Raw genomic sequence first — 15,633 nt, forward strand, 5'->3', positions numbered from 1 at the left:
ATGCTGCAGCTGGCTGTAAGTGAAAACCTAAAATCAGTTTTTTGTCAGGCGCTGCCAGATTGCAGATACGTATTTGACCTGATGCCGGGCGTCAGAAAGCGCATTGTGCATGTCGCCTTCAAAAGGGATGTCGAAGCGTGGGTTAATACCGACAGATTTACCCAGTTCAACCATGGTCCTTACGTCCCTGTCATTCCAGAACGGAACAGCGAAGGGAGTTTCTGTTAATGCATATGCGTGGCGGAGAATGACGTTATCAAACGAGCATCCATTACCCCACAGCTGAACAGTGTGACTACCGTTAGCAGCATTTTCAGCAATAAAGTCAGACAGTAGTTCAAGGGTTTCACGCAGCCCCATGGCCTCATCAACCAGAATTGCAGAGCGGGCTTCAGATGATTGTTTCAACCACCACTGAATTGTTGACGCATCCGGTTTCATGCCAAACGACATCGATGATTCAAGACTGACAACCTGGTAAAATTCGGCACCAGTGTTACCAGTTGAAGGATCAAAATATACGGCGCCGATAGAGACTACTGGTGCATCAGGACCGCTGCCCATAGTTTCCAAATCAACCATCAGGTGAGTATAAAAAGCGTTCAGGTGATCCGTATCTATATGGTGAAGGGGTTCATTATTCAGGGAAGCTGGATGCTCACCAGCCGCATCAGTGCTTTCAACTGGCCAAGCAGCTGCTTCGCCCTGAGGCACTTCAGCATTAGCTTTGATTTCGCTGTTGTCAGTTTTTTCCATCTGCACATCGTTGGTGGTTTCTTCGGTATTGGCTTGTTGTAATTGTTCATCGACGGCGCGCTGGCGTACCTGGTCTACGACAGAAAGCGCGACTGCCGGCTGGTTACCCATCAGACCATCGATGGAGAACACGCCGTTGCCCATGTTGGCGATTTCTGGTTGTTCGGCTAATGCCGTCTGTTCAGCTGTGACTTTCTCGTTAATCTCGTTTTCCCAGCTTTTTTCTGGCACGTGACCGGCTGCCGCCAGGGTTTCTTCAGTTGGGTGCTGGTGGTTGGTTTCAGTCAGGTTCTTATTGATGTAACGGCTCAGCAGTTCCGGGAAATGGTGAGCGTTTTCTTCTGCACTGCGAATAAGCGCGAAAATAGCTGCACGGGAATAATCCAGGATGCCAGCGCGTTTGCGCAGGGCGACGGACCACTCTTTGAACGGGCTTTCGTTTTTAGCAATGATCTCTTTTGCACGACGGAAAACGCCACCTGGGATATCGTAGATGTTGAAATCCATTGGAAGTGTGGCCAGCGCAATATCAATGTCCAGAGTGTCCAGCGAGTGGACAAGTTCCGGGTTGCGATCGGTCTTATTGCCACCACCAGCGTTGGTTCCGGAGTCAGTGCGCTGAATCTCCGACACACGATTGCCTTTACACCACTCTTTAATCAGCAGCCCACGGTCAATGTGCTCAGTATTGAACCAGGCCTTAAAGAACTGGATAACGGTGACCAGATCAACTCGCTTTCCATCAACCGGAAAAACGGTTTTCAGCGCTCTGACAACTTTCCAGATATCGATCTCTGGTGCTTTCCCGAATGGTTCTACATTCTCGGCGGCAAGCAGCAGGTTTTGCACATAGCTGTTGTCCACATCCAGCTCGAGTTCCTGAATAGTTTTCTTCTGCTCAGTATCAATATGGTAAGCATATTCTTCAGAAATAAACTGAGCTAAGAGGCGCTGGCGTAGCGGCAGAGTAGCAACGGTAATAAGCTCTGGCGTTACAGGAGGAGTGGATTGTTCATCACCCACAACTCGTGCCTTCTTATCATTAACCCACTCCTGAACTATAAGAGCCCGCGTTTCTGGTTCTGCAATCCATTCGGTAATAAATTGCTCAAATGAAGCAACGGTATAGACCTGCTCACGGTCGAAGACTTCTTTTACAGCGCTTGCCAGCTTCCACTCGACATGGGCAGAAAGCTCTTTCACCGCTGGCACACTCGCAACGGCCTGTAACAGGTTTTGCACATAGAGATCATTTTCGTCCAGTTCCATCTGTCCGATCTGGATGTGCCGCGCTTCACTGATTTCCTTCTCTTCACCGTCATTTAACAGGTGTGCAATCATCCGCTGAGACAGACGCAGGCGAGATATGGGGCGGAGCAATGCTGGCGCATCGCTGGTGAATACATTGGCACTGGAAGTTTCAGGTTTTTGCTGGCTGGAAGTCTCCTGATTTTCATCATCAGGCTTCTGTTTCAGTTGCCACGTCTGCTGGTCTTCTGCCAGTTCGTAACGATCGCACCATGTGTCATCAAGTGTGCTTTCCTCAGGAAGATCGTCAACAACAAACCAGTTGGTGCGGACTGGTAATTGATAATCGGCACCACGACCGACGGCAATACCATTGTCTTCGAGAATATTGAGGATTTCGCGTTCTGCACGGGAATCTGATTTCGCAGAGAACCAGCAAAACAGGTTTTTTGCCTCAGTTGCTTTCGCTTTGGCTTTAATAAGATACGCATACGTTAACATTGCGTTCGGGCTCCGTAGGATTGTAAGATACCCGGCAGCTGATGATCGCCGCCTAAGGTAGTGGTTATTGGTCAAAACTCGTTCCGGAAAGCTTTGGTCGGCTGACCGGGTACTTAACCCGCCTTGCGCGGGTTTTGTGCTTTATGGGGTAGGGGATTTTCCCTGCATCAGATGCGCGACGGGGACCCACTCCAGAGCATTCAGCACGGGCTCAAATGAATCAGGCGTGTGAGTAACGGCGCGAACGACGTCAGCCACGCTGGGGTTTGCTTTGCTAAGGTGGTATCCGCCACCAGCGCCACGCTGGCTGGTGACGATTTCACTGCTGCGCAGCTTCGAGAAAATCTGCTCGAGGTAAGACACAGACAGCTTTGATTCCTTGCTGATTGATGCGATGGAAACCGGACTGCCGTTGTAAATCCTGTTGAGGATGGCAACCACCTGAACAGATGCCACCACGCGTTTCATTCCAAACTCCATAGTCACTTCCTTACTGATGCTGGCAACAGCCATTGGTCAAACTCGTTATGAACGAACTGCAGTCTGTTGGTCGGCAGACGGGTTGCCCTTCTGGGCAAGCGTGTAGCAAATCAGTCGAATGATTACTTCAATGCGATTTAGATGTACGGCCTGACACCGCACTGGTTTACGTGCGAAATCGATCATGGATTTATCCTCTTGCGTTGCCCTTGTCGCCAGGCTGGCGGAACGTTGAACCTGCTGCGTGTTAATACTTGTCATCTCATCCGGTGATTCGTATGCCGCCGGCAGCTACTTCGTGGGCGTCCTGCCTCGATGACTGTCTTTGTGTTGGGAATAGTATTATCGATTGAATCGATACATGTCAAATTAAATCGATAATAATGAGTGTGAACAGCTCACCGATTAGTTTATCGGATTGATTTCGCGTGCTTTATGAAGGGTGCAGGAGTGGAGGGGTTACTCGTTACTGGGGATTATCTTTCGTTTTTTTAGGTAAGCAGTGGCTACATCATCTAGCTCTTGCAGACGCAGTTCGATCAACTTAATTATCTTTTCTCTCTCATCGTCAGTGGGCAAAAGCTCAAATTGCTCCAGTAGCTTTTGTTCCTGGGCCGACTGAGGTTGACGTTTTTTTCCTGATGTTATGGCAGGAATAGTGTCAGCTTCAGTTTCTTCAAGAAAAAACCAATAGAGTGGATAGCCTGTAGCGGACTGTAGCCTATCTAGGATGTCAGCTCTTGGAAGTATATTAGAGTTACACCAGCCATTTACTGACTGGGCTTTTACTCCCAGTCTGCGCGCAAGTTCCGATTGAGATATTCCAAGATCATGGATGGCTTTTTGTAATCGCTTTCCGAAGTTCATATTCCTAGCCCGCTCAAAAACATACATCCGATTATACAGATTTTATCTGTAGCTCAACCTATCGATATAATTTGACGATATCGAAATAATTTGATTTACTCGTTTCACGTTCACTACTCGAGACAAATCAATGAAGCTCACAACACAAAAGAAAATGTTAGCTATATGCAGTCAGGCAGAACTGGGGCGCCGTCTAAATCGGCGAGCTCAAACAGTTAATGGATGGTTCAAGAAAAAGGTACCCGGCGAGCTTGTTGTTCGTGTACAGGTGCTCATTGATGATGCGATACAGAGGGCGAATCTCTCGGGATTGTGCCGGCAGAAAGAAATTGCCGCTTAATATAACACTGCTAATTCAACCCACTACGTCGGGTTTTCTTTTTTTACTACTGACAGGAAATTAACAATTTGTGCTCTTAAATCGTTGATAATTTTTGCGTGTAGGGGTACTGTATAAAAACACAGTATATGCAATGAGGGCCATTATGAAAGTTGAATTAACCATTGATCGCATGAAAGAACTTCCTAAAGGCGCGGTACCAGCACTGGAGAAAGAATTGCTTAAGCGTCTGAATGATCACTATGACAATTGCAGGCTCACAATCCGCCGTGCCGGGTCAGATGGGTTAAGTGTTTTTGGTGGTGACAAGGACGACAAAAAGAAAATTGAATCAATCCTCCAGGATACCTGGGAAAGCGCTGACGACTGGTTTTATTAATTTTTTTGGGTGTTACTTTGATCCCGTTTGCATGGGGGAGTTTAAGTGAAAGAAAAAGTAGAATTGCCCAAAAAAGGCTACGCAGTCATCAGATGTCACGATGGAGTCATCGTTGCCAGACTGCAATCATTTCCAGAATGTGAGCGTGCCCTGATGTACCGGCGCGGCAGCATGGTGTCTTTCATGCCTCTTCAGGATGATGAAATTATTGGCACACCAACGTTGTTTACTCAGATGCTGGAAAGAGCTGGTTATCGCGTTACCCAGAAATCTGTTACACTCCCGTCGTAGGCCTGAACAACCTATACCTGCTGCGCCACAGGAGAAAAGCCCCATGGCGCAAGAACAATTCAAGCAATCACTCATACTGACGTTATCCAACGCCAGCGATTTTCTTTTTGCCTCATTCAGAGGTGCGTTATGAAGAAAAGCTGGTTTCAACATACTCAACTCACCACTGAGCAGGCTGACGAACTGGAAGCCCGCTATCACGCAAAGCAGATTAAGACAGAGCGTAGTCTGGATAATGACTTCATTCACTGGACGATCAGCGCGTTCTTGCCAGAAGTATCTAAGCCTCCGCGTCAGGACAGAACCTGGCAACAACGGATCTGGAGGTGAATGTGAAAGTCTATGATATCACCCCAATGGGCAAGCCCAGAATGACGCGCGCTGACAAATGGAAAAAGCGCCCCGAGGTTCTGCGTTACCGGGCTTTCTGTGATGAAGTTCGTCTGCAGGGTGTTGAGCTGCCGGAAAGCCGTTCGCATGTCACCTTCATTCTTCCGATGCCAGCGAGCTGGAGCAAAAAGAAACGGACTGAGTTCAACGGTAAACCACACCAGGCTAAACCTGATTTCGACAATATGATGAAAGCCCTGATGGATGCCATTTACGAAGATGACGCTCACATCTGGGATTCACGCGTCACTAAGTTATGGGGAGAGAAGGGACAAATAATTATCGGGGAGATTGCAGAATGAGGGCGCTGCTGAAGCCGGTGATTGCGCGTGAGCTTGGAATTGTGCTGCTCAAGCCGGGCAGTGAGCTGATGTCATTATTCAGTTGTGAACGTGTGCTGGTGGAAAGCCAGCCGGCAAGTATGGAACGGCTGCCTGCTGGCCGTGTTCCTGACGTTCGCCAGCCGCTGGCCAGTGACGAGTCCCTGTGGCCGTTCTTCCTGGATGAAAAAGTTATAAAGGCTGCTGGTGGTTTTAGTGGTCTTGATTACTGGCTTCTGCGTTATGGCGGTAGTTGCTGCCAGTGGCCACACAGTGATTACCATTATCACGAGTTAACCACTCTGCGTCATGAACCTGGATCGGTTCTCCTGTGTGGACATTGTGATAACCATTTGCGTGACCACCACAGCGAACAACTTGCAGAGCTGGCGAGACGTAATGTTATTAACTGGATTATCAACAGCATAATGGTAGCGCTGAATCTGGACCCTTCCAGAGAACTGTCGCTGGCGGAGCTTTGCTGGTGGGCTGTTCGTATGGGTGCTACCGACGCAATTCCCGAATCAGCAGCCAGTCGGTCGCTACGTATTCCTTCGAAAGAGCATCATTCAGTCATGCGTGAATGCGATATCGAACCGGGTGTAACCGCCACCAGCATCATTACAGCCAGAGCCAACGCAGTAACCGTGAACATGCCACCAGCGCAAGTTCCAGCGATTAAACCCGTAGTCGGTGTCCTGGTAGATCCCGAGTCCCCGCAAACCTATATGAAACGTCCGAAGAGGATCCGTTGGGCGAACCCCAGATATCTTGCATGGATTAAAACACAGCCCTGCGAATGCTGCGGCAAACCATCCGATGACCCACACCATTTAATTGGCTGGGGGCAGGGAGGGATGGCAACGAAGGCGCATGATATTTTCGCGATCCCCCTGTGTCGGCAGTGCCATACAGAACTACATAACGACCCGGTGAAGTTTGAGCGAAACCATTTACCTCAGCCGGTAATGATAATCAGAGTGCTGGACCGGGCTTATGGGCTCGGTGTTCTGGCGTAAGGAGATGTTTGATGCGTGATATGTATGAAGTGATGGATCGTTGGGGGGCCTGGGCTGCAGCTGACAGTAGCGGTGTGGACTGGCAACCAATTGCGGCTGGGTTTAAAGGATTATTTCCTCATGGTAAGAAATCTCGTCAACAGTGCGATGACGATGAAGGTATTATGATTGATGGATGCGTGGCTCGCTTACGCAAGTATAGGCCTGATGAGCATGAATTAATTATTGCTCACTTTGTGATCGGTGTTTCATTGCGCACTATTGCGAAGAAACGTAAGTGCTCAGATGGAACTATCAGGAAAGATCTACAGGCAGCACTGGGGTTTATAGAGGGAAGTTTTGCAATTGTTATCGAATAGAAAAGCAGGCCACTTGGCCTGCTTACTAGGGTTTACGCATTATGATTGTTTTCTAATAGTCTCTGAAAGAAACTATTTCGATCTGAGGATTTTTCTCTAGATTTTATCTTTTCAGATACAAAAAAATCCTTAATCGTTTTCGGTTGGTTTTTTTGGAAAGATTGTTTCATTTTCATAAGCTACCCTCATGTGTTCCCTTATGACCGAGAGAAGAAGTGATGGTTCAACTCTTGCTCAAAATAGTGTTTCCGTTTAACCCAAATGAATCCATCAGCTTTCGAAATTACTGCTACGTCAATTGGGCCGCCTACTGTCTCCGAGTCTTCTGATACTTTTCGTTTAAAAGCAGTAAGGTTAACGAGAGACTCTGCCATGTAAGCTAAATCTTGCTTAGGAAGAAACTTGATCATGTCGACCACCTTCCGCACGTAGTTTTCATGCATGAAATTCTGTATACGTTTATCACATTCAGCTACAGTGCTGTTAACCAAATCAAGTATAGCAGCTTGCGTCTCTTCTATTTTGTCATTTGGTATCACTTTAGTGATTGTTGAGTCAATACCTCCTAGCAGGTTAGCAATCGACTCTTGATATTCTTTATGAAGTTGTCCAAGTAACCCTTGATTGGCGCCTTGCATAAAGGCACCCACTTCTTCACTTTGGGCAAATGGAGTAACTCCACTTTCGCCACCAGATGAACATTTCCCTTCATTTTTGTATCGACGAACCTTATCATTAAAGTATCCACCTATATCAAATGAAAGTACTTTTGGGTAATAATCGTTCTCACCGTAGCCGGCAAAAACGATCCCAGTGATATTGCCAACATCATTAATTTTACAAATCATGGCAGCAAAAATGCTCGCCAGAACCTTGTAGAAATCTGGGGGAACATCAACTTCCGGGAGGCGTCCTAATTTATCGGCTACGATTCGAACACTAAGTCCATCACAAAATGCACGAGCGTCATCTAGGTCATCGCCAGAAAAACCTTCTAAAAAGTCCGTATCGGATAGATGTTCCAATAACTCCTGACAGTACTCAACGAATTCAGTAAAAAATAGCTGATGATCAAGAGGATTCCAGTAACTAGGCTCTTTTGGGTCTGCAAAAGTATCAAATAACAGATCGAAAACACCATCTGATAAGTATTGATAAAGGTTGTCTTCACGCATTCCTGGAGTGACTATATCATTTGATTTTTCTAAAAAATCAAAAAAATCACTAACATAGCCTTCAAGATTGGGAAAGTGATTATCGCCTAGTTTTTTTCGATAGGCTTTGATCACCAATTCCCAAGGCGCCGAACATAAATCACCAGCACCATATACCATAACACCGACTGGATGGTGTTTGGTGAGAGCAAAGAGTTTTTCAGCACCATTGTAGATTTTATGCTTACCCCCGCCTGATATTGTTACAGCAGAATCCGCAGCTAACGCAACAGCAGATTTATTGAAAACAGCAATTTCAGCAGTCATTTTCTCTTCTTTCTATAGGGTTTTTATAACAATACAAAAATGCTCACGCGTACGCAAAAACTATCGTAATCTGTTAAGAGTAAATTCTACGATACGGACTTAACTCCAGTTTAAGACTTGGTTTTCGGTGTTTTTTTTGCATGCAATGCAGGGAAACATAGCCTAATCGCCAGTATTGATTACATGTTTACTTTAACGGTGATGACCAGACAATACATATGAACATGAAATAATGTATATTTTTATGCATTTTTTATTGTGATGTAGGTTATTTATTCTTGATTCTCGTGTTGCTTTTTCTTTAAAAATAAAGAAAGCGTTCTAAGTCAGCATTGACCATTTTTAACCCGTGGTCATATGGCTAAGTTGGTTAGAGCCTGCGGCTCATAATCGTCCGGTCGCTGGTTCAAGTCCGGCAAGGGACACTAACGTCAACTTGGCTTAGGCCGACTTGTAATCAATAGGTCACAATGTCTAGCAGACCTGCGCTACAATGGCAGCGACGAGAAGCGAACAATTTGAATATAACGAGAACCCCGCCTGTGCGGGGTTTTTGCTTTCCGGCGATACGACAGGGGTATTCGCGAGGAGCATAGCACCAGTACCCCTGTCATATCGCCGATCTGAAATCGTTAACTCGAAAACAAGTTCTCACAATCCTTTTTCGTTTCTAACTCAGAGGAAAAATGATAGGGGGTCACTGCTAAACGTAGACATCAATATTTTTAGTATTATTCCCTGCAACGTTCGAACTTGATTTGTCACTTACCGTAGGTAATGCACCCGATGCCATTTGGTTTTTTTCTGCTTCTTGTTTTTGTAATTGAGCAATTTTTGCGTACATAGACTCGATTTGCCTTTGAATCATCTCCATCTGCTGTTTAAGCAGTTTTGCCTCATCTTCGGAGGTTACTTCATTTATTTTTGAACCCATGGCGCTGAGTTCTTTTGTCAACTCACCAATTTGTTTTTTCAGGTTTTGAATTTGTTGTGAAACAGAGTTGCCAGTACTTGAAGGTGCTTGTTTTACTGTGCTTTGCAGTATGTCCTGACCCAAAGTGCTAACTGTCATGCTCATGGTGGTTCCTCCGGCCTTACATTTATTACCCATTATCGTCATCTTTCGAAATTACTTTATAGCAAAGATTAAGTTGTGGCTTCCTGCACCACAGCATTATTTGTACTGCTCTATACTATCTGCTGAGTATCGCGGAGGAGCTTATGAAAGAAGGGTATTACTGGATTCAGCATGTCGGTGTTGTACAGGTAGCGTACTACACGAATGACACTGTTGATGACTTGGAAACGGGGAAAATAATCACAGGTGTTTGGCATCTGACCAGAGGCGATGACATTTGCCATAACGGTGAAGCAGAGGTGTTAGAAGGTCCTCTCTCTCCACCATTGTAAACAACCGTACTTACTTCGAGGCTGCCGCATGGCGGCCTTTTTCATTTCAGGCTCACGGGTATCACGTATTACGTGCTTTGTTGATAAATCCAGCCCGTGAAGCCTGATCCTTTCATCACACACAGCGCCATCCGAAAAATCGGAGGTGAGGCTATGACCAGAATGAGCACCATTTACAGCAGACTTTCATATGGAACAGGCACCACGCTGACCGGCTGCGGTGTATCAGCGAAGGCATATGCTGAAACAGCTAAAACAGCAAAAGAGGTGTCCTGGATGTTGGCCGACAGAATTGCAGGGTTAAGCCTGAGCGACTGGGCAATTATTGTCGGTATCGCATGCACTGTTATCACTTGTGCAGTGAACTGGTATTACAGGAAAAAGGAAAGGGAGGACCGGCTTAATGGTAATGTCACCAAAGCTGAAGAATAAACTGAGCGCAGCGGTCGTTGGTTTGATTCTTGCCGGGGCTTCCGCCCCCGTGATTCTCGATCAGTTTCTGGATGAGAAAGAGGGTAACAGCCTGACAGCATATCGCGACGGTGGCGGAATCTGGACTATTTGCCGTGGTGCCACGATGGTTGATGGTAAGCCAGTAGTTCAGGACATGAGGCTTTCTGCTGAGAAATGTGCCCAGGTAAACGCCATCGAACGCGACAAAGCGCTGGCGTGGGTTGAGCGAAATATCAAAATTCCGCTGAGTGAGCCGCAGAAAGCGGGTATCGCATCTTTTTGCCCTTATAACATCGGTCCCGCAAAATGCTTCCCATCTACGTTTTACAAGCGCATTAACGCTGGTGACCGTAAAGGAGCCTGTGAAGCGATCCGCTGGTGGATTAAAGACGGTGGCCGTGATTGTCGCCTGACTAAAGGCCAGAAAAATGGCTGTTATGGGCAGGTAGAACGGCGAGACCAGGAAAGCTCGCTGACGTGCTGGGGGATAGACCAGTGAACAGAAGTCTCGTTTTTGTTGGGATGGCAGCTATCATCCTCATCTCGGTGCTCTGTGTGCTGCTGGCCCGCAGTAATGCCGCGCTGGCCACGTCAGAGAGCGACAACCGGGTTTTGCGTAGCGACAACGCGCTACAGACGGCGGTGATAACTACTCAGGCCTTCAACTTCAACCGGTTTAACCAGATAGCAGAGAATACCAACCGCCTTAATTCGCTAATAGATGCCGGAACAGAGAAAACCATCATTGAATACCGGGAGATTTTACGACGTGAAAAAACCTGTGATTTGCCTGTTCCTGCTGATGTCGCTGGTGGGCTGCTCGAATACGCGCACCGTTTACGTGCCAATGCAATGCACCCCGATACCGGGGAGGCTGACACAGTCAGTGATAGCGCCGCTGCCGCCAGCTCAATAACGTACTGCCAGGCTGTGCTGTGGATTAACCCGCTACTGGCCACCATTGAGAAGGCAAACAATCAGCTTGCCGGAATACGTGAAATAGAAAATACCAGATCCTCGCCATAGAAGAGAAAGTTATTCCCATGTGAAGGTTGTCGTTTCTGGGTTGAAAGTTATAGTTGCTTGGCTCCAGTTATTTCCAGCAAGCATTTTCTCTATGCAATGTGTGGCGTAAAGATCATCGGGCGGATAGAAAGGAGTGTATTCGCTTTCTATGGTCAACTTGACGTCATGTATTGAAGCGATTGCGGTACGTCCTTCATTGTCAATGTTGCGGAAACAGGAAATTCTCGCTTCGTAAAACTTGTCCGGCAAACCTTCTAACATGCACCCAGTAGCCCACTGCAGAAGCTGCTCGGTTGAATATTCCTGTGGTACCTCTTGGGTGGTTTTTTGATTGATGAGCCTGTTGAGTGTTTTGAGAAAATTAAACATTTCATCTCCTTATGGTTATATTTGGAAACATATCATTTAACGAACCCAACTCATAGAGCATTCCAGCAGGCATTCACTGAGTGCCTGCTGTAATGTTAAACATTAAAATTTGTATTTATTTCTTATCGTTACAATCAGGGATCATTCTCAAAAGAGTGTTATCTTTCTGGACGTAGTGATGAAATAACGCTGCACCTGCATGCGCTGCGATTAAAAAGTATCCGACGTTTGCCAGTGTTTCGTGAATATCTTTAATAAGTGATTTTGTTTCCCCGTCAGGAGTAACGAAAGGTGCAATGTTAAAACTTAAGAAACTCCAGTCCTTCCCACCGTAAGCCATAATTGTAATACCTAATAATGGCAGAGCCAAAAAAGAAATGTACAGCAGGATATGCATTATTTTAGCCGCCATCATCTGCCAGGCTGGTGGGGGTGGAATGATGGCTGGGTCATGATACTTATGTTTAATAATTAATCGTATTATCATTAAAAACCAGACAAACACCCCAACATTATAATGTGTTTCTTTCATGAGAAGGTAGGTGTTGCTGCCTTTGGGAAACCAGCCACGAAGCTCCATAGTTGCATAGGTTATCGCTATTAATATCAGGGTTAGCCAGTGTAAGCGAATCTGAAGTTTTGAGAATTTGACCTTTATTCTTGCCTCAAACGGGGTGTTACATCGACCATAAATCATGAAGCTTAACAAATCCTTATTTTGTTGAGAGATTAAGAATTTGTTATTCCAGCGATCTTACTTGAATATTTTGATAATAATTATCATTTTTATTTCTTTCTGGTAATCCGTGATGTTACGGGGCAAGAACTGCGCAGATTCTCGCTATTTATGAGAACTTTTAATCAGCTACTGGTTCATTTTTACTTTCCGCTTATTACACAATTTGTATCCAACAAACAGGACTATGCCGATGCCAGCACGTGCTAAACGCCCATGCCGACACAAAGGGTGTGCGGCAATCACCAATGATCTCAGCGGATATTGTGACCAACACCGACAGCAGCATGCTGGTGACGGCTGGCGGAATTATCAGTCAGGAAAGAGTAGGCAAGAACGTGGATACGGGCGACTCTGGGAAATTAAACGAGCGCGTATCCTTCAGCGTGATAAATACCTGTGTCAGAAGGCGTACAGAACGATAAAACCCGCTACAAAGGGGATCTGGATGCCGTTGAGCAGGGGTTAAAACTCCTCAAAGAACGGCAAAAAATTGTCAAAGAGGCTATCCATTTTCCCGAATCAGTGACCTGCTGGTTATTGTGACGAAAAAATCATCAGCCGGAATAACAATAAGTTAATGACAGAAACCGCCTCCGGGCGGTTTTTTTATGGAGGTAGTATGCCGGTACTCATATCAGGCATTCTCAGAGATGGCGCGGGAAACCCCGTACAGGACTGCACTATTCAGCTGAGCGCTAAGAAAACCAGTCCGACCGTTGTTGTGGAGGTGACTTCATCCACTCTTACAGGAGCGGACGGTCACTACAGCATTGAGGCTGAGCCCGGTTATTACAGTGTGTCACTGTTGCGGGAAGGTTTTCCTCCCTCAGTGGCCGGTGACATTTATGTGGCCCCTAACGATACGCCGGATACCCTGAATGCGTTTCTCGATGCGCCGAAGGATGCGGACCTTCGTCCGGAGGTGATGAAACGCTTTGAGGAAATGGTAAACCGCGTTGTGGATTTGAGCGGTGCAACAGAGAAGGATCGGGAACGCGCTGAACAGGCCGCACAGTCAGCCGCACAGAGCAATGATAATGCAGCCGCATCTGAAAATGCCGCGCGTGAAAGCGCCCTCACGGCCACGCAGGCGGCAGAACAGGGTGATAACAGCGCGGCAGCTGCGGCCCTGAGTGAGCAGTATGCCAGAGAGTCCAGCAACAAGGCTGCTAAATCAGAAGCTGAAGCAGCAGCCAGTGCAGAATCGGCATCAGCAAGTGAAGCATCAGCCCTGCAGGCAGCCGAAACGGCTGAGAACCAGAAAGATGCAGCCACTGAGAGCGCCACCCGCGCAGAACAGGCCAGAAATGAGGCCCTGACGCTGCGCGATGAAGCTCAGGAAAATGCCCTGAATGCCCGGAACAGCGCACAGGCTGCTGCTTCCAGTGAGAAAGAAAGTGGACAGGCAAGGGATGAAGCACAGCTTCTTGCTGAACAGGCCAGAAGTGCAGCCTCAAAAGCCGCCGCTGATACTATTAAAGAGATACAGGAAAGTGAAGACCTCAGTGGTCCGCCAGGTCCGCCAGGTCCGCAGGGCCTGGCAGGTGCAAAAGGCGAAAAGGGTGACAAGGGAGACACCGGGCTAACGGGGGCAACAGGACCAACTGGCCCTGCAGGTCCGCAGGGCCTGGCAGGTGCAAAAGGCGAAAAGGGTGACAAGGGAGACACCGGGCTAACGGGGGCTACAGGACCAATTGGCCCTGCAGGTCCGCAGGGACCGACAGGTGCAAAAGGTGAAAAGGGTGACAAAGGAGATGCCGGGTTAACTGGTGCCAGAGGGGCTACTGGAGCAACTGGCCCGGCAGGCGCAAAAGGGGATAAGGGAGATAAAGGGGATACCGGGTTAACTGGACCGCAAGGACCTGCAGGCGCTAAGGGTGCAACAGGCGCTACGGGACCGCAAGGACCGCAGGGACCAGCAGGCGCACCAGCGGGTGCTCTTCATGCTGTAGGTACGTTTGCGCTGGCGTATATATCATCGCCCAGGCCTGTAAATCCTGGTGCCAGTTATGCAGGGAGTAGTTTACAAGCTTGCGGAATTCTCAGTAGCAGCGTGGGTAAATCATCGTTTTGTATCAAGGTTGGTATCAGTTCATATACTTTGCCAGGTACATGGCGTGCATGTGGCGTTGTATCCTCCTCATCTGATGGTTTAGTTTCAGGTAATTTTGAATATTACGCTGGTCTTTTTCAGCGAATTTCATAACAGGAGATTGTATGAACATTAAGGACATTCAGGCTCCTGAGTGGGCGAATAAAGAACATACAGCGATTAACTGTAAGGTTAAATTTGCAGAGTTTGATGAGTTTCTGCCGTTCACTGCATGTCAGAACGATAATGAGGAGCATGGCAGGCGAATTTACAGTGAACTTGAATCCGGAAAGTATGGTCCTGTCACCCCTTTTGTTGTGACTGACAAAATGGTGGATAATTCACGCAACCAGAAGCTGGCTGAAATCAGCAACTGGCGGGATGCACAGGAAAACGCAAATATTATTTTTGAACTGGATGGTCATCGCTGGGATGGCGGAAAAGCCTCACAAGAACGGCTTGCTCCAGTTGTGGCAGTTGCGGGTTCAGGGGGGCTGCCGGAAGGGTTCTTCTGGACCGATGCGGATAATCACGATATTCCGGTGAATGCGGCGTTCCTGAAGCAACTGGAAGCGGCAATGGTGCAGGCGGTGGTGATACAGGGTTTTAAAATCCACGAACGGCAGCGGCAAATGAAAGAAAAGGTGGTGATGCTGAAGAGTCTGGATGAGATAGCGCAGTACAGGGTTGGCTGGCCGGAGGGCGATGGATGAGTCAGTTCACTACCCCGGCAATCCTGGAAATGCTGGGACACTAACATTTCCTGAACAATGCTGCTTATCTGTTCCTTCCCATACTTGCTGGCGTCAGTGTTGATCGCCGGCAGTGTCATGAGCGGTTTTACCCGAACACCAGCATCGGGGGAAGAACGCTCCCTCATCATACTCAGCCCCCTTGAATGCTATCATGTTCACGATGTTTGTACATGTAGGGAGACATGTACTTGATTGAAATGGAGACATAAATCTCACTTATATAGTTTTGTACTATAGTATGATGTCAGTTTCTAATGGAAAGTATAAAGAAACATCTATTGTTGCCGATAATCTATTTTAATTGTATGTTCAACATTGTATATTGATAGTGGAATGTATGTTGTCACAAAGGGTTAGG

21 protein-coding genes and 2 pseudogenes are annotated in these 15,633 nt (G+C 47.2%); 14 read left to right on the forward strand and 9 right to left on the reverse strand.

The features are described 5' to 3' along the window. Positions 1–33: 33 nt before the first annotated feature. The 4 genes from M2374_RS03610 to M2374_RS03625 all read right to left on the reverse strand — a co-directional run bounded on the left by M2374_RS03610 (position 34) and on the right by M2374_RS03625 (position 3,852). Complete coding sequence (locus M2374_RS03610) at positions 34–2,505, reverse strand: exonuclease (protein ID WP_259153915.1); 2,472 nt, start codon at positions 2,503–2,505, stop codon at positions 34–36. Positions 2,506–2,646: 141 nt separating this feature from the next. Further along, positions 2,647–2,985 (reverse strand): Rrf2 family transcriptional regulator, encoded by a 339-nt coding sequence (locus M2374_RS03615; protein ID WP_229235735.1) that lies wholly within the window; start codon positions 2,983–2,985, stop codon positions 2,647–2,649. A gap of 45 nt (positions 2,986–3,030) precedes the next feature. Further along, positions 3,031–3,246: a hypothetical protein gene (locus M2374_RS03620; protein WP_259153936.1), complete on the reverse strand. Its 216-nt coding sequence runs from the start codon at positions 3,244–3,246 to the stop codon at positions 3,031–3,033. A gap of 198 nt (positions 3,247–3,444) precedes the next feature. Next, positions 3,445–3,852 carry a helix-turn-helix domain-containing protein gene (locus tag M2374_RS03625; protein WP_137352016.1) on the reverse strand — a complete coding sequence of 136 codons (408 nt, stop codon included), beginning with the start codon at positions 3,850–3,852 and terminating at the stop codon, positions 3,445–3,447. A 485-nt stretch (positions 3,853–4,337) separates the two neighbouring features. On the opposite strand from M2374_RS03625, the gene M2374_RS03630 reads away from it, so the two are divergent. The 6 genes from M2374_RS03630 (at position 4,338) to M2374_RS03655 (ending at position 6,950) form a co-directional block, all read left to right on the forward strand. Further along, a complete protein-coding gene (locus M2374_RS03630) occupies positions 4,338–4,571 on the forward strand; it encodes a DinI family protein (RefSeq protein ID WP_016236996.1) in 234 nt (77 codons plus the stop codon). A gap of 45 nt (positions 4,572–4,616) precedes the next feature. Then, complete coding sequence (locus M2374_RS03635; RefSeq protein WP_075553025.1) at positions 4,617–4,862, forward strand: hypothetical protein; 246 nt, start codon at positions 4,617–4,619, stop codon at positions 4,860–4,862. 129 nt (positions 4,863–4,991) lie between these two features. Then, the gene (locus tag M2374_RS03640; protein WP_047357957.1) at positions 4,992–5,192 is read left to right on the forward strand and encodes a hypothetical protein; all 201 of its coding nucleotides are present in this window, start codon (positions 4,992–4,994) and stop codon (positions 5,190–5,192) included. A gap of 2 nt (positions 5,193–5,194) precedes the next feature. Beyond that, positions 5,195–5,554, forward strand: coding sequence for a RusA family crossover junction endodeoxyribonuclease (locus M2374_RS03645; RefSeq protein WP_137352517.1), 360 nt, complete (start codon positions 5,195–5,197; stop codon positions 5,552–5,554). Next, positions 5,551–6,591 (forward strand): DUF968 domain-containing protein, encoded by a 1,041-nt coding sequence (locus M2374_RS03650; protein ID WP_075847137.1) that lies wholly within the window; start codon positions 5,551–5,553, stop codon positions 6,589–6,591. The genes M2374_RS03645 and M2374_RS03650 overlap by 4 nt, the downstream gene beginning before the upstream one ends. An 11-nt stretch (positions 6,592–6,602) precedes the next feature. Continuing rightward, positions 6,603–6,950 carry an antiterminator Q family protein gene (locus tag M2374_RS03655; RefSeq protein ID WP_075847139.1) on the forward strand — a complete coding sequence of 116 codons (348 nt, stop codon included), beginning with the start codon at positions 6,603–6,605 and terminating at the stop codon, positions 6,948–6,950. Positions 6,951–7,147: 197 nt separating this feature from the next. Here M2374_RS03655 and M2374_RS03660 read toward each other — a convergent pair whose 3' ends face one another. Both M2374_RS03660 and M2374_RS03665 read right to left on the reverse strand, forming a co-directional pair. After that, a complete protein-coding gene (locus M2374_RS03660; protein ID WP_075847141.1) occupies positions 7,148–8,431 on the reverse strand; it encodes a hypothetical protein in 1,284 nt (427 codons plus the stop codon). 703 nt (positions 8,432–9,134) lie between these two features. Next, on the reverse strand, positions 9,135–9,509 hold the full coding sequence (locus tag M2374_RS03665; RefSeq protein ID WP_016152722.1) for a FlxA-like family protein: 375 nt from the start codon (positions 9,507–9,509) through the stop codon (positions 9,135–9,137). Between the two features lie 143 nt (positions 9,510–9,652). Between M2374_RS03665 and M2374_RS03670 the strand changes: the two genes are divergently transcribed. The 4 genes from M2374_RS03670 (at position 9,653) to M2374_RS03685 (ending at position 11,320) form a co-directional block, all read left to right on the forward strand. Further along, positions 9,653–9,841, forward strand: coding sequence for a hypothetical protein (locus M2374_RS03670; protein ID WP_049268779.1), 189 nt, complete (start codon positions 9,653–9,655; stop codon positions 9,839–9,841). Positions 9,842–9,994: 153 nt separating this feature from the next. Beyond that, entirely contained in the window at positions 9,995–10,273 is a 279-nt protein-coding gene (locus M2374_RS03675; protein ID WP_003832349.1) for a phage holin, read from the forward strand. Continuing rightward, on the forward strand, positions 10,245–10,793 hold the full coding sequence (locus M2374_RS03680; protein WP_137352519.1) for a lysozyme: 549 nt from the start codon (positions 10,245–10,247) through the stop codon (positions 10,791–10,793). Before M2374_RS03675 ends, M2374_RS03680 begins: the two co-directional genes overlap by 29 nt. A 23-nt stretch (positions 10,794–10,816) precedes the next feature. Further along, positions 10,817–11,320 carry a hypothetical protein gene (locus M2374_RS03685; protein WP_181689133.1) on the forward strand — a complete coding sequence of 168 codons (504 nt, stop codon included), beginning with the start codon at positions 10,817–10,819 and terminating at the stop codon, positions 11,318–11,320. A 9-nt stretch (positions 11,321–11,329) separates the two neighbouring features. On the opposite strand, the gene M2374_RS03690 is transcribed toward M2374_RS03685, so the two are convergent. Together M2374_RS03690 and M2374_RS03695 are read right to left on the reverse strand one after the other, a co-directional pair. Continuing rightward, positions 11,330–11,689 (reverse strand): hypothetical protein, encoded by a 360-nt coding sequence (locus tag M2374_RS03690; RefSeq protein ID WP_081304356.1) that lies wholly within the window; start codon positions 11,687–11,689, stop codon positions 11,330–11,332. A gap of 115 nt (positions 11,690–11,804) precedes the next feature. Then, positions 11,805–12,386 carry a cytochrome b gene (locus M2374_RS03695; protein WP_259153918.1) on the reverse strand — a complete coding sequence of 194 codons (582 nt, stop codon included), beginning with the start codon at positions 12,384–12,386 and terminating at the stop codon, positions 11,805–11,807. A 232-nt stretch (positions 12,387–12,618) separates the two neighbouring features. On the opposite strand from M2374_RS03695, the pseudogene M2374_RS03700 reads away from it, so the two are divergent. The 4 genes and pseudogenes from M2374_RS03700 to M2374_RS03715 all read left to right on the forward strand — a co-directional run. Next, positions 12,619–12,843, forward strand: a pseudogene (locus M2374_RS03700) (HNH endonuclease); the annotation flags it as partial. Next, on the forward strand, positions 12,825–12,971 hold the full coding sequence (locus tag M2374_RS03705; protein ID WP_259153938.1) for a hypothetical protein: 147 nt from the start codon (positions 12,825–12,827) through the stop codon (positions 12,969–12,971). The pseudogene M2374_RS03700 and the gene M2374_RS03705, both read left to right, overlap by 19 nt. A 76-nt stretch (positions 12,972–13,047) precedes the next feature. Then, on the forward strand, positions 13,048–14,634 hold the full coding sequence (locus tag M2374_RS03710) for a prophage tail fiber N-terminal domain-containing protein (protein WP_259153919.1): 1,587 nt from the start codon (positions 13,048–13,050) through the stop codon (positions 14,632–14,634). Between the two features lie 11 nt (positions 14,635–14,645). After that, a complete protein-coding gene (locus M2374_RS03715) occupies positions 14,646–15,233 on the forward strand; it encodes a DUF4376 domain-containing protein (RefSeq protein WP_117341962.1) in 588 nt (195 codons plus the stop codon). A 26-nt stretch (positions 15,234–15,259) separates the two neighbouring features. On the opposite strand, the pseudogene M2374_RS03720 reads toward M2374_RS03715, so the two are convergent. Further along, positions 15,260–15,391 (reverse strand): annotated as a pseudogene (locus tag M2374_RS03720) (DinI family protein); the annotation flags it as partial. Positions 15,392–15,633 lie beyond the last annotated feature (242 nt).

The organism is Citrobacter sp. JUb117 (assembly GCF_024809055.1).
Classification (GTDB): Bacteria; Pseudomonadota; Gammaproteobacteria; order Enterobacterales; family Enterobacteriaceae; genus Citrobacter; species Citrobacter gillenii.